This window comes from Agrobacterium sp. K11 (genome assembly GCF_059429395.1).
The window spans coordinates 56412-77270 of the sequence record NZ_JCAHRB010000004.1 but is presented as its reverse complement, the minus strand read 5'-3'; the positions used below and the strand labels follow the sequence as shown (position 1 = coordinate 77270).

Sequence of the window (20859 nt, the reverse complement as noted above, 5' to 3'; positions counted from 1 at the left end):
TTCAAACTGCCTTTCGTGACATCCCTCCCTTCTTCATTCAGGAACAATCATGCCGTTCTCGATCAGCCCTGCCCACATCTGGCCTGTCCTGATGCTCATCGTCTCCAATGTTTTCATGACTTTCGCCTGGTATGGGCATCTCAAGCACAAGGGCAGCGCACTCTTCCTTGCGATTGTCGCAAGCTGGGGCATCGCTTTCTTCGAATACATGCTCGCAGTCCCCGCGAACCGCATGGGATCGGAGGTCTATTCGACCGCGCAGCTCAAGACCATTCAGGAAGTTATCACGCTTGCGGTCTTTGCTCTGTTCTCGGTGTTCTGGCTGAAGGAAAGCATCACGATCAACCACGTGATCGGTTTTGCGCTCATCGCTTTCGGCGCTTCCTTCATCTTCCGCTCCTGATCGCCACAGGGCCTTTCTATTGCCGTGGCGGACAGGTTTCGCCACGGCACGAGGAACGGTATTACGATCCCGTTCCACCATTGGCATAGTCCAACCGTGCCGTACAAATGCGGACGTGGTTCTCGTCCGCCCACTGCACCAGCAATTGCATCGGCACCAGAAACGAACGGCCGAGATTGGTCAGTTCGTATTCCACGCGCGGCGGCACCTGCGCATAGAGCGTGCGGCGAATGAAACCGTCTTCCTCCAGCCGTTTCAGCGTGCGTGACAACATCTGCTTGGAAATATCGTCGATCTTGCGGTTCAGTTCGTTGAAACGCAGAACCCCGCCCTGAAGCGCTTCCAGAACCAGCAGGCTCCATTGATCACCGATGCGATCCAGCACGTCGCGGATGGGGCAGGGCTGGTCGAAGGCGAAGATTTCCTTGGTTTGCGTATCCGGCATTTTCCCTGCTCTTTCCATTTTTGTGCCCTTTCAGGTCATCGCCGTGTGACCTGATCAGCGTCGGCTGACTTCTTGCAGCCGGGGCTGCGATACCATAGCTTCCCCTGACGGTCTATTATCTAGACCTACAACGATGCCTATAAAGGAAAAAGCCATGGCTAAAATCGCGCTCATCGGAGCCTCCGGCAATGCCGGATCCCGTATTCTGAAGGAACTTTCCGACCGGGGGCACCAGGTGACGGCGATCGCCCGCAACCCTGAAAAGATCGCCAGCCTGCCGAACGTAGTGGCAAAAAAGGGCGATGTCTTCGATCAGGCAGGGCTTTCGGAACTGCTTAAGGGTCACGATGCCGTGATCAGCGCCGTGCACTTCACTGCGAGCGATCCGGTGACGCTGATCGAGGCCGTCCGTGCCTCGGGCGTTTCCCGTTATCTCGTCGTGGGTGGCGCCGGCAGCCTTGAAATTGCGCCGGGCCAGCGCGTGGTTGACCTGCCGGACTTCCCGGCCGCCTACAAGGCAGAGGCGACCAAGGGAGCGGAGTTTCTGGACCGTCTGAAAGGGGAAAAGCAGCTCGACTGGACCTTCCTGTCGCCATCGGCCGAATTTGTGCCGGGGGAAAGAACGGGCAAATTCCGTATCGGCAAGGACAGCCTTTTGAGCAACGAAGCTGGCAGCCGCATTTCTTTCGAGGATTACGCCATCGCGCTTGTCGATGAAATCGAAAAGCCGCAGCATTCCCGCCAGCGTTTCACCGTCGGTTACTGAGAGGTCTCATCCATGAATTTCATGACACGTCGTCTTGCCATCGCTGCTCTTGCCCTCGCGCCCGCGCTGATGGCCGCGCCCGTTCTGGCGGAAACCGCAAAGCGCGATCTGGTTCAGGAAGAAGCCAACCGCAAGCTGGTGATCGATTTTTACGACACCGTCTTCAACAAGCACGAGGTGGCGAAGGGCGCTGCCGTCATCGTCGACAGCTACAAACAGCACAATCCGATGGTGCCTGATGGCAAGAAGCCATTCGTCGACTATTTCACCGGCTTCTTCAAGGAAAACCCGCAGGCGAAATCCCGGATCGTGCGTAGCGCCACGGATGGAGATCTGGTTTATCTGCACATCCATTCCACGGATAAAGAGGGTGCGCGCGGAGCCGCCATCGTCGATATTTTCAGGGTCACCGACGGCAAGATCACCGAACATTGGGACGTGATCCAGCCGGTTCCGGAAAAGGCTGCAAACAATAATACGATGTTCTAGAACATTTCCAGTAAAAGTGCGTAGCGGTTTTACGTCTGGAAAATTCGTAGAAACAAACAGTTAGAGCACGTCAAACGATTCTGTTTAAACAGGACGTGCTCTAAGGCCGAGCTTCTGCCAACCGCCCGGAATTCAGAAGGACACGGCCGGGGGATATCTCCCGGCCGTGTTTTTTGTCAGGCAGCGCGTTGCTTTTCGCGGGACTGCACGATCAGATCGAGAACAAGCATCACCAGCAGGCTTGCGCCAACCAGCGGGAACAGGATGCCGCCGATGGCCAGCAGCGCCAGCAGGCCGCGCAAGACGCGTTTATCCTGCGGCAATGGTGGCACGCCGAGCGAACCTCTGGGGCGTCGTTTCCACCACATGATGCCGGCGGAAACGGCAAGCAGGACGATGCCGACACAGGCTGCCAGCAACACGATCTGGTTGGCGAGGCCGAATTGCTGGCCCATATGCACGTTGATCCCCCATTCCAGCACCTTTCCAAGTGGACCGTAGTCGGAATAGCTCATGTCGATCAGCGGTTTGCCGCTATATTGATCGAGATGGACGACGCGCTGCTTTGAAAGGTCGTCGGGATAGACGGAGCCGCTATAGACGCCTGTCGGTTTGGTCGGCAGCACGACGGTATAACCAGTGGCAAGACCGAGCCCGTCGAAACGCGCGATGGCTGCATCTATGCCGATTGGTTGCCCGGTGGCGGATGCGGTGGATTCCGGTACTTTCGCCTGCTCCAGCGACCAGCTGGTCTTGGCCATGTGATCGAGATGCTCGCCGGACATTGGAACATCGGTCCGCACGCCTGCCGGATATCCGAAATTGCTGCCGTTTGCCCATTCGTTGACCTTGGCGCCCCACACGCCCGACCAGGGCATTCCGGTGACTGCTAGAAATACGATGAAAAAGCCGACGAAAATGCCGGTGACGGCATGGGTATCGCGCCAGAAGACGCGGTTTTTCGGCGTGCCGCGCACGGTCAAGACACCGCCGCTCTGCTTCCTAGGCCACCACAGATAGATGCCGGTGGCGACGAGCAGGATGGACCAGCCGGCGGCAATCTCGATCAGATAGCGGGTATAGGTGCCGAAATATTTCAGGCTGTGGATGTATCGGATCGTCCACATGATGGTGCCACGATCCGGCAGTGAACCGGCAACCTGCCCGGTATAGGTGTTGACGTAGACGGCGCGTTTCCCTTCGCTCGTACTGACGGTAATTTCCGTCGAGGCACCCGGATCGCCTGGCGTGGTGTATTTCACCGCAGTGCCGGGAACGGCCGCAACGGCTGCGGCGAGAATATCGGAGGGGAGTGCTTTCGGCACGTTCTGCGCCACTTCGATGCGCTTCAGGTCCGAATGAATGAGATTGTCGAATTCGTCCCGGAACAGATAGAGCGCACCGGTGACGGCCAGCGATATCAGAAAGGGCAGTACAAAAAGGCCAGCGTAGAAGTGCCAGCGCCATACGGCGCGGTACAGGTTGACGGACGAGGATTGCGCAGGCGCGCGCTCGCCCTCGAAAGAGGTCGTAACGGACATGGATGTCTCCGCAGAAAAGTTGATTATCCGGCAGGGCCGGATCGCTCTTTACATTTGCAGAGAGGGAGGCGGTGCGCGTGGGCGCGATTCCAGATTGGGTGGTGGCGGCGGCAATGCCGTGTCGCGGTCGAGAAAGTCGACTTCGACGACCCGGACGATGCCGTCCGCACGCTCCACGGGAGTAACGGGAAGAGCGGCGATGGTAACGGAGGCCAGACGGCAGAGCGTGCCGCAGCAATTGTCGGCGAGCTTGCCCGCAGGGTTGGAGGCCGGGTTCGGTTTGCCCGAACCGCCTTCGGGCATGTGGCTGGAACAGATGATCTCACCGGTCGCCAGCGCGGCTGAGGCCATATTGCCGCTGGTCAGGCCATTCACGAGCCCTTGCAGGAGAAAAAGCAGGACCGCCAGCGTGGCGATGGCGCCAGCCGAACTTCTGTCCTGCATTATCCTGCGAATGAATCCCATTGCAGCGAAATGCCATATTTATCGGGCCGTGTCACCGCGACACGATGGCGAAAGACGAGGCCTGTTTTCAATTATCACCCGGCGTAGGGATGGGAATGTTCAGGCCAGCAGGTCGTAGGTCCTGAATATCCAGACTACCTGATAAATCAGGGCGAAAATGACGAGAAACCTGTGAAAGCGTCGGTTGCCGATGAAAGCTGCCAGTGTGAACAGAACGACGTAAATAGCGGTGCGGATGAGATATTCAGCGCCCAGCGAGGAGAGGTAGTCCTGTCCCTTCAGCAGCGTATCGCCTATATCCGTGACGAAAAGTGCGGCGAGAAACGCGAAGAACCAGCTTTTACGGGAAAAGAAATAGTCCTCGTATCCCTTGTATTCCTTCATGTCTGAGGGGAACAGCAACACGCACAGGAAATAGAACAGCGAGCAGAACAGGATCAGGAACAGGAACGCGCCGAAGCCGAGGACGTGGCTGGTGGCGGAAAGCCGGTGTTCCCACCACCAGAAATGCACGAGCATCAGAAACAGGAACGCCACCCAGCCGATATGCAGGGGATAGATGCGCTCCTTCTTGGGATGCTGCACGAAACCGGCAAGGCCGGTCAGCAAGCGGGCGAGGCTGAGGCCGACCACCATGCCCATGACGGCGCGGATATGCGCATAGGCTTCCGCGGCGTTGACGGCGGCCTCCATCGCACCCTACTCCGTCGGAGGGATGGGCGTCGGCTGCCCGTTTTCGTCCATCGCCACCATGATAAAGGTTCCGGCGGTGACTTTTTCCAGCTTGTCGTAACGGGAGCGCTGCGCCCAGGCCTCGACCGTCAGCGTGATGGAGGTGCGGCCGAGCCGGGCGATATCGGTGTAGATGGACAGCGTGTCGCCGATCTTCACCGGCAACTCGAAAGCCATTTCCTTGACCGCCGCAGTGACCACGCGACAGCGAGACCGCTCCGCGGCGCGGATGCCGCTGGCCAAGTCCATCTGGGACATGACCCAGCCGCCGAAAATATCACCGGCCGGATTGGCGTCGGCCGGCATTGCGAGCGTCCGCAGCGTCAGCTCGCCGGTCGGTTTGATGGGCAGGTCGGTCATGTCGAGATTTGCTCCTTGCGAATGTCAAAGGCGCAGCATGCGTTGCGCTTTGTGATTTCGCAAGGAAGGGTAAGCGTCAGGACGACGCTTTGCCCAGAAATTGCTGCGTTGCATAAAGGGCGATGGCTGCCGCATTCGATACGTTGAGCGATTTGATCTCGCCCGGCATATCGAGACGGGCGAGCGCCGAAACGGTTTCGCGGGTCTTCTGGCGCAGCCCCTTGCCTTCGGCTCCCAGCACCAGGGCGATCTTTGCGCCGGTGAAGGTTTGCTCGATGGGGGCGGGGCCTTCCGAATCCAGACCGACCGAGAAGAAGCCAAGCTTGTGCAGCTCGCCCAATGTATCGGCAAGGTTGGTGATCTGGATATAGGGAATGAGTTCCAGTGCGCCGGACGCAGACTTCGCAAGCACGCCAGACTCCGTCGGGCTATGGCGAATGGTAGTGATGACGGCGCCGGCGTTGAAGGCGACCGCCGAGCGCATGATGGCGCCGACATTGTGCGGGTCGGTAACCTGATCGAGCACGAGGATCAACGGGCTTTTCTTCAGCGCATCGAGTTTCTTGACCGGAAGCGGCCTGGTTTCCAGCATCACGCCCTGATGGATCGCCTCGGGGCCGAGCACCTTGTCGATATCCTGCGGTGAGACAATCTCTACCGGGAAGGGCTGCGCATCCGCTTCGCCGATATCCAGACGCGCAAAGGCATTCAGGGTAACCGACAGCTTGATGAGTTGCCGTTCGGGATTGGAAAGCGCCGCACGCACGGTATGCAGGCCGTAAAGGTGGACCTGATCCGGCGCAAGCTGCGGCGGCTTCCAGTCTTCCGCGCCACGATTCCGGCGCTTCGGCTGCTGCGGGGTCGGAATTTCGCCCCTCTCGCGTTTGGCATCGCGCACAGCACGGCGCAGGGTGGCGTAGTGCGTGTCGCGGGTGGATTTGTCGTTTGGATCGTCTTTGCTCATGGCGCCTTATATCTCCGGGATGCGACGCACACCAGCCCCCGCGATAATCCACAGGCCTGCAAAGAGGTTTGAATTTTTTCCCGAAAATTCGTGAAACGGCGTGTTGACAGAAGCGAACGAGGCCGTCATATACGCGCCACAGACGACGCAACGGCGCTTCGCCGGAGAGAAATCTGAAGAGCTTGGTTGCTCGATCCTAGCAGATAGCTGGAGGGATGCCCGAGTGGTTAAAGGGGACGGACTGTAAATCCGTTGGCTACGCCTACGTTGGTTCAAATCCAACTCCCTCCACCATTCTGCGCAGGATCAAAATCACCACCGCGGGTATAGCTCAATGGTAGAGCAGCAGCCTTCCAAGCTGAATACGCGGGTTCGATTCCCGCTACCCGCTCCAAAACTTCTCAAAAAGATCGATAATTTTGCCTCGCGCCGATGTGCAGACTCCAATCAGCGTTGGCTGTTTTCAGCTCGCCTCCAAGGCCGACTGAATCCGCATTTTCTCTGCGTCGAGCTCGCTTAACCTCACCATATGCGCCGTAATTTTCTCAAAGATCGAGGTGCGATCTGCGGTCGACAGGCGTTCAGTGTGGCGCAGGGCAGTAATGACCTCGATCAGATCAAGTCGCTCTTGCTCAAGTTTTTCAAGATTCCACATCATCGCGTTTCCTCGCTGGCACGCGCTTCAAACGGCCAACCCGGACAAAGGTTCAGGTCAATAGAATTTAAAGTAAATTTTATCTTATTGGCTGGGACGCGGTGCGCTGGGGCACGGCTGAATCAATCCGGTGAACGACATTGCGTCCGTATGCCGGCGGCTGCCATATAGCTGTTGTCGGTTGGATGGTATGATGCGTAACGCGCTGCACACCATTTTACGTGGTTTATTTCCGATTCTGAGAGGGCGTAACCGTTGGATGACGCCTCTTCACCCTTGCCCGCGGCAAAGGCGGATGCGGGATAGCCGCGACCGTCGGAATTCTGCGCCTGCTCCTGTTGTTCGTAGGCCGGCTGTATGAGGCTCAGCGCACTGGCGGGCAAGGTTGAAGCGGTAGATATTGCGACGCCAAGAGCGAGCGCGGAGATAGTCTTCGGCATCCTCAACATCGATAAATCCTCGTTATTCGTTCGAGATGCTAACGAAAATTAAGGAATTTCGTTCCGATGCATGGTTGACGTCACACGAATACGTGATTCGTTGGGCGGTGCTGCCGTCGTTCGCGTGGCAAGGCGGAGATGCCTCTGGCGGCGGGCTGATTGTGGATATCCGTGGTCACTGAGTGATGCCGTCCTCACCGCGAAAACGCCACGCCCGATGAGCACATTTTGCTCCCCGCCAATTCGACTTTGAGTGCTTGTTGCACTGCTCGTTGACAAGCGGAAAGTCCGGTCGGATAGTCTTCCGGCAATCATGCACACGGGAGTCTTCGATGATCAACAGGGTTGTAATTCTCTCATCCTTAGCGCTGCTCGCATCGGCGGCGTTTGTCTCCCCCGCAGCGGCGCTCACCATGAAAGAGTGCAGCGTGAAATACCAGGCGGCGAAAGCCGACGGGTCGGCGAAGGACGTCAAGTGGAACGACTATCGCGCCAAGTTCTGCGGTAGCGACGCTGCTGCCGAGAGCGCGGCCGACGACAAGCAAGTTGCGGCTACCACCGACAAAGAACCCGAAAAGGCGACGATAAAGGCTCCTAAGAGCGTCGTATTTCCGAGTGCTGTCGATAAGAAATATTCAAGCGAGACTCCTGGCAAGGCCCGCCTGAAGACCTGCGTCGATTCTTATCGTAAGAACAAGGATGACGGCACGCTCGGCGATCTCAAGTGGATTCAGAAGGGTGGCGGTTACTGGAGCCTGTGCAATACGGCTTTGAAGAGCTGACGCGCTTTTTTGGGGCGGCGGCTGATCGCCGTTGCCCCAGCAATGACGAGTCATCAGACATCATACCGAAGGACTTAATTTGTCGATTCGGTTGACCGGAGCGTGTCTGAGCCACGTCCAGAACGACGTGCGGTTTTTCCTGTGCCCTGCAAATCCTGCGGCGAGCGTGGCCCAGCGTTTTCACGCTTACCGGCGGGTTGATATTCACATGGTCAGGCAACCCCGGTTTCGGGCGGGTAAAATCTGCGAATGGTTTGCGATTCAGCATCTTGATAGAAAGAGTTGATCTTGCGGCTTGATCCGCATCCAGCAATCAAACGGTTACGGCTGTCCCTTGGCGGCTGGCCGGCAATGTGGGCGGATGACCAGACGATTTCGAAACTACCTCGCCGTACTAGCCATATCATTACTGATGTGGACGTTGGTGCTTGGCGTCATTTATTGGCTGTTTCGATAGGTCTTGCCGCAGCTTCCGCGCCGAAATGAACCCGCTTCAATCGGCGGCATAACCAGGACATGCCTTCGCGGCTGATATTCGGCAAAACTTGCCAACAAAGAATGGACGTTGCCCCCGAAGGAGCGGCGGCAGGGCGGTTTTGGGAAACCTTGCCATGCCGCCGGTCAGCGTTGAATTGCGCGCAGCGCGTTCAGCCTAGAACGAGCGCTGTTAAGAGCGCCAGCAGGATTAGTGAGCTTGCAACAGCGCCCAGCTTCATCCTGCGAAGGCGGCGGGTGCGACCGCCGGTCCAGTCATAAGCCATTGGCAGCTTTACCTTTCTTTTTATTTTTATGACTTATTAACTAGCTCACTAGGCTTGCCCGTGGCTGACCTCAATTGCCAAAATCCATAGGCAAAAAATCACGATTTCCCTGTCTTATCCGAATGTTGCAGCGGACGCGGAGACCGATTCCCCTGTGCGCCGATTTCACCTGCGCGTGCGCTTGCAATGCTGCGCAGGCAAGGGTGCATTTGTGTGGGTATGAAAAGAAAAGGCCTGGAAACTCTCGTTTCCAGGCCTTTCGGGACGAATATGTGACTGCCAGTCTCAGCCGAAATAAGGCTTGATGTAGGGTAGGACTTCGATCACGCCGTGATACAGCATGTTGAGCGCCACATAGATGATGACCATCAGGCCAAGATACGAAATCCAGCGGTAGCGGTGCAGCAACTTGGCGACGAAATTGGCGGCCAGTCCCATGAGGGCAATCGAGACGACGAGGCCGATGATCAGCACCGTGACATGGTCCTGCGCGGCACCGGCGACGGCAAGCACGTTGTCCAGCGACATGGACACATCGGCGATGACGATCTGGGTTGCGGCCTGAAAGAAGGTCTTGTGACCTTTGGTCAGGTCAGCCTCTTCGTCCGTCACCTCGTCTTCGATGGAGCCTGCGGCTTCGCGCAGTTCGGACCACATCTTCCAGCAAACCCAGGCAAGCAGAAGCCCGCCGAAGAGCTGAAGCCCGACAATGGAGAGAAGCTGCACGGTGACGGCGGCAAAGCCGATGCGCAATACGGTGGCGGCGATGATGCCGACCAGGATCGCCTTGCGGCGAAGATGGGCGGGAAGACCGGCGGCGGCAAGGCCGATGACGATGGCATTGTCGCCTGCGAGAACGAGATCGATCGCAATGACTTGCATGAATGCCGTGAAGCCGGCGGCTGTGAAGATTTCCATTGAGCGGTCCTGAAACGGATGTAATTTCGCGCCGGAAAGCGCGGCTGATCAATATGTGGCATAGAGGTTTTGCGCCTGGGCGCATCGTCCCGCTCGCCCGTCTCCCCCCGGAGATGAAATTTCCTTAAGCCATGATGAGGGTCCAGGTAAAGAAGTTGTGATAAAGAAAAAGCTTATTTAACGATCCGATTGTGCGAAGAGGGGTACAGGCAGGGTCCCGTCCGTGCGTCCCGTCTGCCCGCCGCGTGGGAAGGCTGAGCCAGCTTTGAATATCGCGCGGAACGCACCATATATGCACCTTGAGGCGCGCCTTAGGCGTGCGCGACCGTGCTTTGACAATTAAGTCTTGCGCATTCGCTTACAAAGCCTTAAACGGCGACACCAAACCGGTTCGCCGGGAAAACTACTTCACGTTCACAGGAAGCAATTCACATGGCAAAGAGCAAGTTTGAGCGCAATAAGCCGCACGTCAACATTGGCACGATCGGTCACGTCGACCACGGCAAGACGTCGTTGACTGCTGCGATCACGAAGTATTTCGGCGAGTTCAAGGCGTACGACCAGATCGACGCTGCTCCTGAAGAAAAGGCTCGCGGCATCACGATCTCGACGGCGCACGTCGAATACGAAACGCCGAACCGTCACTACGCACACGTCGACTGCCCCGGCCACGCCGACTACGTGAAGAACATGATCACCGGTGCTGCCCAGATGGACGGCGCGATCCTGGTTTGCTCTGCAGCTGACGGCCCGATGCCGCAGACGCGCGAGCACATCCTGCTTGCTCGCCAGGTTGGCGTTCCGGCGATCGTCGTGTTCCTCAACAAGGTCGACCAGGTTGACGACGCCGAGCTTCTCGAGCTCGTCGAACTGGAAGTTCGCGAACTTCTGTCGTCCTACGACTTCCCGGGCGACGATATCCCGATCGTCAAGGGTTCGGCACTTGCTGCTCTTGAAGATTCCGACAAGAAGATCGGTGAAGACGCAATCCGCGAGCTGATGGCTGCTGTTGACGCCTACATCCCGACGCCTGAGCGTCCGATCGACCAGCCGTTCCTGATGCCGATCGAAGACGTGTTCTCGATCTCTGGCCGTGGTACGGTTGTGACGGGTCGCGTTGAGCGCGGTATCGTCAAGGTTGGTGAAGAAGTCGAAATCGTCGGCATTCGTCCGACGTCGAAGACGACGGTTACCGGCGTTGAAATGTTCCGCAAGCTGCTCGACCAGGGCCAGGCTGGCGACAACATCGGTGCTCTCGTTCGCGGCGTTACCCGTGACGGCGTTGAGCGTGGTCAGATCCTGTGCAAGCCGGGTTCGGTCAAGCCGCACAAGAAGTTCATGGCAGAAGCCTACATCCTGACGAAGGAAGAAGGCGGCCGTCATACGCCGTTCTTTACGAACTACCGTCCGCAGTTCTACTTCCGTACGACTGACGTTACCGGTATCGTTTCGCTTCCAGAAGGCACGGAAATGGTTATGCCTGGCGACAACGTGACTGTTGAAGTCGAGCTGATCGTTCCGATCGCGATGGAAGAAAAGCTGCGCTTCGCTATCCGCGAAGGCGGCCGTACCGTCGGCGCCGGCATCGTCGCTTCTATCGTCGAGTAATTTTCGACAGACGGCGGTTTCGCCGGATTTAAAAATCTAGTTCTAAAACGGCGGTGTCTTCGGCACCGCCGTTTTTTTATGTAAAAATCGAATTTTGTAAATTTATATAGTTGAAAGATTCGTATACTTTTATTATGTGAGTATAAATTCTGATGTTTTACTCATTTTATGCGTGTATTATGCGCTATATTTAAGATAATTGTAATTTATAATTTATTTTCATGTAATTCTCTTTTTTTTTATCGACGTAATTCGCCTGTAACTCGTTTGACGTAGATGAAAATATATCAATTAGCGCTTGTCTGGCTTGATTTCATCGGCCAGTTTTCTTCCGAGACGACTTCATGTCCGATTTAACTGTTGTGCTCACCAGCTGCCGCCGTCCTGATCTTCTCATCGGAACTCTCGATAGCTTCTTCTCTACTAATGATTACCCGCTACGGGAATTTATCATTATCGAGGACTCCGACGAAGAATCGGTGTGGGCGATTCCGGCGCGGTATCCAGAGCAACCGATCCGCGTCATTTTGAACGGCGTCAACATTGGGCAGCACCGCTCTATCGACCGGGCATATTCGGAAGTGCAAACCCCTTACATCCTGCATCTCGAAGACGACTGGGCATTTCCTGTTTCTAAGGTTGTGGGCAGGGGCATCGAAATACTGAAGCGGGACCCGCAAGTGGCGCTCGTTCAACTCAGAACCGATGACGACATGCCCCGTGACATTCGGCGTAAGGCGCAGGCAGTTGAAGATTTAGGGTATTGGCGAATACCGCCGACCGCGCATCGTGTCTGGCATAGCTTCACCTTCAATCCGACCGTCAAGCGGTTGTCCTGCTATAAAAAACTACCGCAAGGTTATGCCGGTTTCCGGACAGAGGCGGAAATTAGTATCTTTTATAAGGATCAGGGCGCGATCATCGCGTGGTTGGCCGAAACCGGCGTCAGCCATTCGGGATTTGGCCGCAGCAATTATGGCTTTAAGAAACGCCGTGGTTGGCGCGATGTGGCGCAAGAACTCGACAGATTCTTTTCGCTGGCGACAATCCGTAAATGGCGGCGTTCGGTGACGCGCAACGTCGCACACTTCAAGCGCAAGTATCGGGAGCGTCAGTTGATCAGGTCCAATCGCAGTGCGCTTGAGCCGTAATAGATTAAAGGTCGGTTGCGAAAGGTATCAAACCAGCGCATTTGGATGTCGCAGAGGGGTTCGTTGAAGTGACGGGCTTGGGGGTAACCGGTTAAGCGGCCGAGGAAAAAACGTGGCGGGGAGGGCGTCAACAGTTTCTTCCGAAAGCGAATAAAAAGCGCTTGCCATTCTTTTCCGTGCGCCTTAAAGGGAACGCATACCGAAGCGGCCAAGTGATTTTCGTGGTCGGCTAAGGTGTTAAAGGGGTATAGCTCAGTTGGTAGAGCGGCGGTCTCCAAAACCGCAGGTCGTAAGTTCGAGCCTTACTGCCCCTGCCACTTTCCATCCGCAAGCGCGGTCTTCGCTGCATGGCAGATGGGTGCCGGTTTTCCGGCGAATTTCGCCGAATGTCGATTTCCTCTTGTTAAAACTGGAATCGGTGTTTATGTAAGGTCAAAACAGACACGCGGTGCGTGGGGCTGATTAGTTCGGCTTTACGCGCCGTAATTGCGTGGGCAGTCAATGGCATCCAAAACCAATCCGTTTACGTTTCTGCAGCAGGTTCGCGCTGAAGCGTCAAAAATCACTTGGCCGTCGCGCCGCGAGACCATGATTTCGACGGCTATGGTGCTTGTGATGGTCATTTTTGCGGCTCTGTTCTTTTTTGCTGCTGACCAGCTCATCGGCTGGGTGCTTAGCCTCGTGCTGAACGTCGGCCGGTAACGGATTGAACGGAGAATAAAAATGGCAGCGCGCTGGTATATCGTTCACGCATATTCGAATTTCGAAAAGAAGGTCGCTGAGTCGATCGAAGAGAAGGCTCGTCAGAAGGGTCTTGATCATCTTTTCGAGAAAATCCTCGTTCCGACCGAAAAGGTTGTCGAGGTGCGTCGTGGCCGCAAGGTCGACAGCGAGCGCAAGTTCTTTCCAGGTTACGTGCTTGTGCGCGCCAACCTGACGGATGAGGCCTATCATCTCATCAAGAACACGCCGAAGGTGACCGGTTTCCTCGGTTCGGACAATAAGCCTGTTCCGATTCCGGATTATGAAGCCGATCGTATCCTCGGTCAGGTTCAGGAAGGTGTCGAGCGTCCGAAGTCTTCGGTTTCGTTCGAGGTCGGCGAGCAGGTTCGCGTTTCCGATGGTCCGTTCGCGTCGTTCAACGGCGTTGTTCAGGATGTCGACGAAGAGCGTTCGCGCCTGAAGGTGGAAGTTTCGATTTTCGGCCGCGCTACGCCGGTCGAGCTGGAATACAGTCAGGTCGAGAAGGTCTGACTGGAGGGGTGAAACCCCAATCGCGTGGAAGGCAAACGGGCTCCCATAGCCGGGGCAGGGCGCCGCACCACGCAACCGCAGCCGCCGGAGCGATCCGGCTAGAGAGAAGCCGGGAAACCGGTTTGAATTGAAAGGCAGAGAGATATGGCTAAGAAAGTTATGGGCCAGCTCAAGCTGCAGGTGAAGGCAGGGTCGGCCAATCCGTCCCCGCCGATCGGTCCTGCACTTGGTCAGCGCGGCATCAACATCATGGAATTCTGCAAGGCGTTCAATGCCGCCACGCAGGAAATGGAAAAGGGTATGCCGATTCCGGTCGTCATCACCTATTACCAGGACAAGTCCTTCACCTTCGTCATGAAGCAGCCGCCGATGACCTATTGGCTGAAGAAGGAAGCGAAGATCACCTCCGGCTCCAAGACGCCTGGTAAGGGCGCCAAGGTTGGCTCCATCACCAAGGCTCAGGTCAAGACGATCGCTGAAGCCAAGATGAAGGATCTGAATGCTGCCGATATCGAAGGCGCAATGGCAATGGTTGAGGGCTCTGCCCGCGCCATGGGCCTGGAAGTAGTAGGTTGATCATGGCCAAGGTAGCAAAGCGTATTCAGAAGATCCGCGAAGGTGTGGATCCTAACAAGCTCTACGTTCTCACCGACGCCATTTCGATGGTCAAGGAACGTGCAGTCGCCAAGTTCGACGAAACCGTTGAAGTTTCGATGAACCTCGGCGTTGACCCGCGCCATGCGGACCAGATGGTTCGCGGCGTTGTCAACCTGCCGAACGGCACGGGCCGTGACGTTCGCGTCGCCGTTTTTGCACGTGGCGCCAAGGCTGATGAAGCCACGGCTGCTGGTGCTGACGTTGTTGGCGCAGAAGAGCTGGTTGAAATCGTTCAGGGCGGCAAGATCGACTTCGATCGTTGCATCGCGACCCCGGACATGATGCCGCTCGTCGGCCGTCTCGGCAAGGTACTCGGCCCGCGTGGCATGATGCCGAACCCGAAGGTCGGTACGGTGACGATGGATGTTGCCGGCGCCGTCAAGGCGTCCAAGGGCGGTGCTGTTGAGTTCCGCGTCGAAAAGGCCGGTATCGTACACGCTGGTATTGGCAAGGCTTCGTTCGACGCCAAGGCTCTTGAAGAAAACATCAAGGCTTTCGCCGATGCGGTCATCAAGGCAAAGCCGACGGGTGCCAAGGGCAACTACGTCAAGCGCGTTGCCATCTCCTCGACCATGGGTCCGGGCGTCAAGATCGAACCTTCGTCGGTTACGGCTTAATCAATTCTCGTGCTTCCCTGTCGGGGAGCGTGATTAGAAGAATTTCCGGCTCTCAGGGAGCCGGAGATTTCCGGGGAAACCCGGAACTCCTGTCCGAGATTGCGGGTGGCCATGTCCTTCGGGGTTTGGCCTTAATCATTCAACCTGCATGAGACGGGTGAGGCTGGATTTGAGGCATCGCAGATGCCTGACTGTCCGGTTCGAACCTGGTGTGCCTGTGCCTGAAGCCGTTTGCGGCGACAGAGCGGGGGACAGGATCCTCGAGCGTCGCTCGGGATCTTTGTAAAAAGGTCCCTTGGGGCAAAGGCAAACCCGACGGGTTCACACTTATGTGGCCCCGTCTACTGGAGACAGACAGTGGAAAGAGCGGAAAAACGCGAATTCGTCACGGAGCTGAACGAAGTCTTCAAGGCTTCCGGTTCGGTTGTCGTGGCCCACTATGCTGGTGTCACCGTTGCGCAAATGAACGACTTCCGTTCGAAAATGCGCGCTGCCGGAGGCACCGTCAAGGTCGCGAAGAACCGCCTGGCCAAGATCGCTCTTCAGGGCACGGAGTCGGAAGGGATGACAGATCTCTTCAAGGGCCAGACGCTGATTGCATACAGCGTCGACCCTATGATTGCTCCGAAAGTCGTCATGGATTTCGCAAAGACCAACGATAAAGTCGTTGTTCTCGGCGGTTCCATGGGCGCAACCACGCTCAACGCCGAAGCAGTCAAGTCGCTTGCGACCCTGCCTTCGCTGGACGAGCTGCGCGCAAAGCTGCTGGGCCTACTCAACGCCCCGGCAACTCGCGTCGCCACGGTTGTCGCAGCACCTGCAAGCCAGCTTGCACGGGTGTTCTCGGCTTACGCCAAGAAGGACGAAGCCGCTTAAGGCGGTTTTTCGCTGTAATTATTCAAACTGGTTCGAACTGAACAAAAGGAACTATCAAAATGGCTGATCTCGCAAAGATCGTTGAAGACCTCTCCACCCTGACCGTTCTGGAAGCTGCAGAACTGTCGAAGCTTCTCGAAGAAAAGTGGGGCGTTTCCGCCGCTGCTCCGGTAGCTGTTGCTGCTGCTGGCGGTGCTGGCGCTGCTGCTGTCGTTGAAGAAGAAAAGACCGAATTCGACGTGATCCTGGTTGACGCTGGCGCCAACAAGATCAACGTCATCAAGGAAGTCCGCGCTATCACGGGTCTCGGCCTGAAGGAAGCTAAGGACCTCGTTGAAGGCGCTCCGAAGGCTGTCAAGGAAGCTGTTTCCAAGGCTGAAGCTGCTGACCTCAAGAAGAAGCTTGAAGACGCTGGCGCCAAGGTCGACGTTAAGTAATCTTGCGATTGCTGGCGGGAAGGGGCTTCATGCCCCTTTCCGTCGTCATCGTTTTAAAACTTATTACCCAAAAGCCGCGTGAAAATGGCTTTTGGGTAATGGGTTCTTCAAGAGAATGGTTCCGAACCGGCTCATCTAGGCAATCCGGCCTGATCGATCCGGGATGTGGAACGAGATTGATGACACCCATTGCTTGACGGGATCGACTGGCCATCGGTTCCCGTCCGTTGCAGGCCCGGATGCAATTTTAAAGGAGCGACGATGGCTCAGACCCTTTCGTTTAACGGTCGCAGGCGCGTACGCAAGTTTTTCGGCAAAATTCCAGAAGTAGCGGAAATGCCGAACCTCATCGAGGTTCAGAAGGCTTCGTATGACCAGTTTCTCATGGTTGACGAGCCCAAGGGTGGCCGTCCCGACGAGGGATTGAATGCCGTATTCAAATCCGTATTCCCGATCACCGATTTTTCCGGCGCATCCATGCTCGAATTCGTGTCTTACGAATTCGAAGCGCCGAAGTTTGACGTCGAGGAATGCCGTCAGCGCGATCTGACCTATGCAGCGCCGCTGAAAGTGACGCTGCGCCTCATCGTGTTCGATATCGACGAGGATACAGGCGCGAAGTCCATCAAGGACATCAAGGAACAGTCCGTATACATGGGCGACATGCCGCTCATGACCAATAACGGCACGTTCATCGTCAACGGTACAGAGCGCGTCATCGTTTCGCAGATGCACCGTTCGCCGGGCGTATTCTTCGACCACGACAAGGGCAAGAGCCATTCTTCCGGCAAGCTTTTGTTCGCTGCCCGCGTCATCCCATATCGCGGTTCCTGGCTCGACATCGAGTTCGACGCCAAGGACATCGTCTATGCGCGTATCGACCGTCGCCGCAAGCTGCCCGTGACCTCGCTCCTGATGGCGCTTGGCATGGATGGTGAAGAAATCCTGTCGACCTTCTACAGCAAGGCTTCCTACGAGCGCTCCGGCGATGGCTGGCGCATTCCGTTCCAGCCGGAAACGCTGAAGAATGCCAAGGTCATCACCGACATGATCGACGCCGACACCGGCGAAGTCGTTGTCGAAGGTGGCAAGAAGCTCACTCCGCGTCTTATCCGCCAGCTCGTCGACAAGGGCCTGAAGGCACTTAAGGCGACTGACGAAGACCTCTACGGCAACTTCCTTGCCGAAGACATCGTCAACTACTCGACGGGTGAGATCTATCTCGAAGCCGGCGACGAAATCGACGAAAAGACGCTTGGCCTCATTCTTCAGTCCGGCTTTGACGAGATTCCGGTCCTCAACATCGACCACGTCAATGTTGGCGCCTATATCCGCAACACGCTGCATGCGGACAAGAACCAGAACCGCCAGGAAGCGCTGTTCGATATCTACCGCGTCATGCGTCCGGGTGAGCCGCCGACCATGGATTCGGCAGAAGCGATGTTCAACTCGCTGTTCTTCGATGCAGAACGTTATGATCTCTCGGCTGTTGGCCGCGTGAAGATGAACATGCGTCTCGACCTCGACGCGGAAGACACCGTGCGCACGCTGCGCAAGGAAGACATCCTCGCTGTCGTCAAGATGCTGGTCGAACTGCGCGACGGCAAGGGCGAAATCGACGACATCGACAACCTCGGCAACCGCCGTGTGCGTTCGGTCGGCGAGCTGATGGAAAACCAGTACCGCCTCGGCCTTCTGCGCATGGAACGTGCGATCAAGGAACGTATGTCCTCGATCGAAATCGACACCGTGATGCCGCAGGACCTGATCAATGCGAAGCCGGCAGCTGCCGCCGTTCGCGAATTCTTCGGTTCCTCGCAGCTTTCGCAGTTCATGGACCAGGTGAACCCGCTTTCGGAAATCACCCACAAGCGCCGTCTTTCGGCTCTTGGACCGGGTGGTCTGACCCGTGAGCGCGCCGGCTTCGAAGTCCGCGACGTTCATCCGACCCACTACGGCCGTATTTGCCCGATCGAAACGCCGGAAGGCCCGAACATCGGTCTGATCAACTCGCTTGCCACCTTTGCCCGCGTCAACAAGTACGGCTTCATCGAAAGCCCGTACCGCAAGATCATCGACGGCAAGGTGACGACCGACGTTATCTACCTCTCCGCCATGGAAGAGGCCAAGTACTACGTCGCACAGGCCAATGCCGAGCTCGATGGCGAAGGCGCCTTCACTGAAGAGTTCGTTGTTTGCCGTCACTCGGGCGAAGTTATGCTCGCACCGCGCGACAACATTAACCTGATGGACGTTTCGCCGAAGCAGCTCGTTTCGGTCGCAGCGGCTCTCATTCCGTTCCTGGAAAACGACGACGCCAACCGCGCTCTCATGGGCTCGAACATGCAGCGTCAGGCCGTTCCGCTTCTGCGGGCGGAAGCGCCGTTCGTCGGCACAGGCATGGAACCGATCGTCGCCCGTGACTCCGGCGCTGCCATCGCGGCTCGCCGCGGCGGTGTCGTCGACCAGGTGGATGCGACCCGTATCGTTATCCGCGCTACGGAAGAACTCGATGCCGGCAAGTCGGGCGTCGATATCTACCGTCTGCAGAAGTTCCAGCGTTCGAACCAGAACACCTGCGTCAACCAGCGTCCGCTGGTCGCTGTCGGTGACATCATCTCCAAGGGTGACATCATCGCTGATGGTCCGTCGACCGACCTCGGCGATCTGGCGCTCGGCCGTAACGCGCTCGTCGCGTTCATGCCCTGGAACGGCTACAACTACGAAGACTCGATCCTGATGTCGGAACGTATCGTTTCCGACGACGTGTTCACCTCCATCCACATCGAAGAATTCGAAGTGATGGCGCGTGACACGAAGCTTGGTCCGGAAGAAATCACGCGTGACATTCCGAACGTTTCGGAAGAAGCGCTGAAGAACCTCGACGAAGCCGGTATCGTTTACATCGGTGCGGAAGTTCAGCCGGGCGATATCCTCGTCGGCAAGATCACGCCGAAGGGCGAAAGCCCGATGACGCCGGAAGAAAAGCTTCTGCGCGCCATCTTCGGTGAAAAGGCTTCCGACGTTCGCGACACCTCCATGCGCATGCCTCCGGGCACGTTTGGTACCGTTGTGGAAGTCCGCGTCTTCAACCGTCACGGTGTGGAGAAGGATGAGCGCGCGATGGCAATCGAGCGCGAAGAGATCGAACGTCTGGCAAAGGACCGCGACGACGAACAGGCAATTCTCGACCGTAACGTCTACGGCCGCCTGATCGACATGCTGCGTGGTCACGTTTCCATCGCCGGTCCGAAGGGCTTCAAGAAGGGCGTCGAGCTTTCCAACGCCGTCGTCTCCGAATATCCCCGCTCGCAGTGGTGGATGTTTGCAGTCGAAGACGAGAAGGCCCAGTCCGAACTGGAAGCACTTCGCGGCCAGTACGACGAATCCAAGTCGCGCCTTGAACAGCGCTTCATGGACAAGGTCGAGAAGGTCCAGCGCGGCGATGAAATGCCTCCTGGCGTCATGAAGATGGTCAAGGTCTTCGTCGCTGTGAAGCGCAAGATCCAGCCGGGCGACAAGATGGCCGGCCGTCACGGTAACAAGGGCGTCGTCTCGCGTATCGTTCCTGTCGAGGACATGCCGTTCCTCGAAGACGGCACGCATGTCGACATCTGCTTGAACCCGCTCGGCGTGCCTTCGCGCATGAACGTCGGCCAGATCCTCGAAACCCACCTCGCATGGGCATGCGCCGGTATGGGCAAGAAGATCGGCGAGATGCTCGAAGAGTATCGCAAGACGATGGACATCAGCGAGCTTCGCACGGAGCTTACCGAAATCTATGCGAGTGAATCGCATGACGAGGTAAAGCGCTTCGACGACGAGTCGCTGGTCAAGCTTGCCGAAGAAGCCAAGCGCGGTGTTTCCATCGCGACCCCGGTCTTCGACGGTGCGCATGAACCCGACGTTGCCGCGATGCTGAAGAAGGCAGGTCTGCATGAATCCGGTCAGTCCGTTCTTTATGACGGTCGTACCGGCGAGCCTTTCGACCGCAAGGTCACCGTCGGCTACATGTACATGATCAAGCTGAACCACCTTGTTGACGACAAGATCCACGCTCGCTCGATCGGTCCTTACTCGCTCGTTACCCAGCAGCCGCTGGGCGGCAAGGCGCAGTTCGGCGGACAGCGCTTCGGGGAAATGGAAGTCTGGGCTCTGGAAGCATACGGTGCGGCTTACACGCTGCAGGAAATGCTCACCGTCAAGTCGGACGACGTGGCGGGCCGCACCAAGGTCTACGAGGCGATCGTCCGTGGCGACGATACCTTCGAGGCCGGTATCCCCGAGAGCTTCAACGTTCTCGTCAAGGAAATGCGGTCGCTCGGTCTTTCGGTCGAACTGGAGAACTCGAAGGTCGAGACCCAGCCCGAGGATCAGCTGCCCGACGCAGCGGAATAAAGATGAGAGAGGCGGGCGCCGTGTTGGCGCCTGCCGGTTCCCCGGCGACCAATGGTTGCCGCGGGACACTTTCGCCGCATTGTGCGGTTAATCCGTATTTAAAGCTCTGGACGGTGACCCGGGAAGAAGCCGGTCCAGAT

General features: G+C 57.0%; 23 protein-coding genes and 3 tRNA genes. 17 read left to right on the top strand and 9 right to left on the bottom strand.

Annotation, left to right across the window (positions count from 1 at the left end):
• The first annotated feature begins 49 nt into the window (after window positions 1-49).
• Window positions 50-403, top strand: a complete 354-nt coding sequence (locus tag AC5SEO_RS10090; RefSeq protein WP_003513041.1) for a DMT family protein — start codon at window positions 50-52, stop codon at window positions 401-403.
• Window positions 404-464: 61 nt separating this feature from the next.
• Here the strand turns inward: AC5SEO_RS10090 and AC5SEO_RS10085 are convergent, their stop codons facing one another.
• Window positions 465-848, bottom strand: a complete 384-nt coding sequence (locus AC5SEO_RS10085) for a winged helix-turn-helix transcriptional regulator (RefSeq protein WP_003513040.1) — start codon at window positions 846-848, stop codon at window positions 465-467.
• A gap of 154 nt (window positions 849-1002) precedes the next feature.
• On the opposite strand from AC5SEO_RS10085, the gene AC5SEO_RS10080 reads away from it, so the two are divergent.
• The gene (locus AC5SEO_RS10080; RefSeq protein WP_013636447.1) at window positions 1003-1614 is read left to right on the top strand and encodes an NAD(P)-dependent oxidoreductase; all 612 of its coding nucleotides are present in this window, start codon (window positions 1003-1005) and stop codon (window positions 1612-1614) included.
• Window positions 1615-1626: 12 nt separating this feature from the next.
• Window positions 1627-2103, top strand: coding sequence for a nuclear transport factor 2 family protein (locus AC5SEO_RS10075; RefSeq protein ID WP_065659230.1), 477 nt, complete (start codon window positions 1627-1629; stop codon window positions 2101-2103).
• Window positions 2104-2279: 176 nt separating this feature from the next.
• On the opposite strand, the gene AC5SEO_RS10070 is transcribed toward AC5SEO_RS10075, so the two are convergent.
• The 5 genes from AC5SEO_RS10070 to rlmB all read right to left on the bottom strand — a co-directional run bounded on the left by AC5SEO_RS10070 (window position 2280) and on the right by rlmB (window position 6165).
• Window positions 2280-3644: a PepSY-associated TM helix domain-containing protein gene (locus AC5SEO_RS10070; protein WP_174068498.1), complete on the bottom strand. Its 1365-nt coding sequence runs from the start codon at window positions 3642-3644 to the stop codon at window positions 2280-2282.
• Window positions 3645-3692: 48 nt separating this feature from the next.
• Window positions 3693-4109: a DUF2946 family protein gene (locus AC5SEO_RS10065; protein WP_003513036.1), complete on the bottom strand. Its 417-nt coding sequence runs from the start codon at window positions 4107-4109 to the stop codon at window positions 3693-3695.
• Between the two features lie 99 nt (window positions 4110-4208).
• The gene (locus tag AC5SEO_RS10060; protein WP_003513035.1) at window positions 4209-4802 is read right to left on the bottom strand and encodes a hypothetical protein; all 594 of its coding nucleotides are present in this window, start codon (window positions 4800-4802) and stop codon (window positions 4209-4211) included.
• A 6-nt stretch (window positions 4803-4808) separates the two neighbouring features.
• A complete protein-coding gene (locus tag AC5SEO_RS10055) occupies window positions 4809-5201 on the bottom strand; it encodes an acyl-CoA thioesterase (protein WP_003513034.1) in 393 nt (130 codons plus the stop codon).
• A gap of 76 nt (window positions 5202-5277) precedes the next feature.
• Window positions 5278-6165, bottom strand: a complete 888-nt coding sequence (rlmB, locus tag AC5SEO_RS10050) for a 23S rRNA (guanosine(2251)-2'-O)-methyltransferase RlmB (RefSeq protein WP_003513033.1) — start codon at window positions 6163-6165, stop codon at window positions 5278-5280.
• Between the two features lie 209 nt (window positions 6166-6374).
• Here rlmB and AC5SEO_RS10045 point away from each other — a divergent pair.
• Window positions 6375-6459, top strand: a tRNA-Tyr gene (locus tag AC5SEO_RS10045).
• A 26-nt stretch (window positions 6460-6485) separates the two neighbouring features.
• Window positions 6486-6559: transfer RNA gene (locus AC5SEO_RS10040), tRNA-Gly, on the top strand.
• A 69-nt stretch (window positions 6560-6628) separates the two neighbouring features.
• On the opposite strand, the gene AC5SEO_RS10035 is transcribed toward AC5SEO_RS10040, so the two are convergent.
• Together AC5SEO_RS10035 and AC5SEO_RS10030 are read right to left on the bottom strand one after the other, a co-directional pair.
• Entirely contained in the window at window positions 6629-6823 is a 195-nt protein-coding gene (locus tag AC5SEO_RS10035; RefSeq protein WP_013636443.1) for a hypothetical protein, read from the bottom strand.
• A 119-nt stretch (window positions 6824-6942) separates the two neighbouring features.
• Entirely contained in the window at window positions 6943-7269 is a 327-nt protein-coding gene (locus AC5SEO_RS10030) for a BA14K family protein (RefSeq protein WP_035251814.1), read from the bottom strand.
• Window positions 7270-7592: 323 nt separating this feature from the next.
• Here AC5SEO_RS10030 and AC5SEO_RS10025 point away from each other — a divergent pair, with 323 nt between their 5' ends.
• Window positions 7593-8042: a hypothetical protein gene (locus AC5SEO_RS10025; protein ID WP_003513030.1), complete on the top strand. Its 450-nt coding sequence runs from the start codon at window positions 7593-7595 to the stop codon at window positions 8040-8042.
• Window positions 8043-9088: 1046 nt separating this feature from the next.
• Here AC5SEO_RS10025 and AC5SEO_RS10020 read toward each other — a convergent pair.
• On the bottom strand, window positions 9089-9721 hold the full coding sequence (locus AC5SEO_RS10020) for a TerC family protein (RefSeq protein WP_003513029.1): 633 nt from the start codon (window positions 9719-9721) through the stop codon (window positions 9089-9091).
• A gap of 432 nt (window positions 9722-10153) precedes the next feature.
• On the opposite strand from AC5SEO_RS10020, the gene tuf reads away from it, so the two are divergent.
• The 11 genes from tuf (at window position 10154) to rpoB (ending at window position 20719) form a co-directional block, all read left to right on the top strand.
• Window positions 10154-11329, top strand: a complete 1176-nt coding sequence (gene tuf / locus AC5SEO_RS10015) for an elongation factor Tu (protein WP_013636434.1) — start codon at window positions 10154-10156, stop codon at window positions 11327-11329.
• A 344-nt stretch (window positions 11330-11673) separates the two neighbouring features.
• The gene (locus AC5SEO_RS10010) at window positions 11674-12480 is read left to right on the top strand and encodes a glycosyltransferase family 2 protein (RefSeq protein WP_174068497.1); all 807 of its coding nucleotides are present in this window, start codon (window positions 11674-11676) and stop codon (window positions 12478-12480) included.
• Between the two features lie 241 nt (window positions 12481-12721).
• A tRNA-Trp gene (locus AC5SEO_RS10005) sits at window positions 12722-12797 on the top strand.
• 184 nt (window positions 12798-12981) lie between these two features.
• A complete protein-coding gene (gene secE / locus AC5SEO_RS10000) occupies window positions 12982-13182 on the top strand; it encodes a preprotein translocase subunit SecE (RefSeq protein ID WP_003507689.1) in 201 nt (66 codons plus the stop codon).
• A gap of 21 nt (window positions 13183-13203) precedes the next feature.
• On the top strand, window positions 13204-13734 hold the full coding sequence (gene nusG, locus AC5SEO_RS09995; RefSeq protein ID WP_003519353.1) for a transcription termination/antitermination protein NusG: 531 nt from the start codon (window positions 13204-13206) through the stop codon (window positions 13732-13734).
• A gap of 144 nt (window positions 13735-13878) precedes the next feature.
• Window positions 13879-14310, top strand: coding sequence for a 50S ribosomal protein L11 (rplK, locus tag AC5SEO_RS09990; protein ID WP_003519352.1), 432 nt, complete (start codon window positions 13879-13881; stop codon window positions 14308-14310).
• 2 nt (window positions 14311-14312) lie between these two features.
• Complete coding sequence (gene rplA, locus AC5SEO_RS09985) at window positions 14313-15008, top strand: 50S ribosomal protein L1 (protein ID WP_003519350.1); 696 nt, start codon at window positions 14313-14315, stop codon at window positions 15006-15008.
• 357 nt (window positions 15009-15365) lie between these two features.
• Entirely contained in the window at window positions 15366-15884 is a 519-nt protein-coding gene (gene rplJ, locus AC5SEO_RS09980) for a 50S ribosomal protein L10 (RefSeq protein ID WP_003519348.1), read from the top strand.
• 59 nt (window positions 15885-15943) lie between these two features.
• Window positions 15944-16321 carry a 50S ribosomal protein L7/L12 gene (gene rplL, locus AC5SEO_RS09975; protein ID WP_003519347.1) on the top strand — a complete coding sequence of 126 codons (378 nt, stop codon included), beginning with the start codon at window positions 15944-15946 and terminating at the stop codon, window positions 16319-16321.
• A 29-nt stretch (window positions 16322-16350) separates the two neighbouring features.
• The gene (locus tag AC5SEO_RS09970) at window positions 16351-16518 is read left to right on the top strand and encodes a hypothetical protein (RefSeq protein WP_153793990.1); all 168 of its coding nucleotides are present in this window, start codon (window positions 16351-16353) and stop codon (window positions 16516-16518) included.
• Window positions 16519-16582: 64 nt separating this feature from the next.
• Window positions 16583-20719: a DNA-directed RNA polymerase subunit beta gene (gene rpoB / locus AC5SEO_RS09965; protein WP_013636439.1), complete on the top strand. Its 4137-nt coding sequence runs from the start codon at window positions 16583-16585 to the stop codon at window positions 20717-20719.
• Window positions 20720-20859 lie beyond the last annotated feature (140 nt).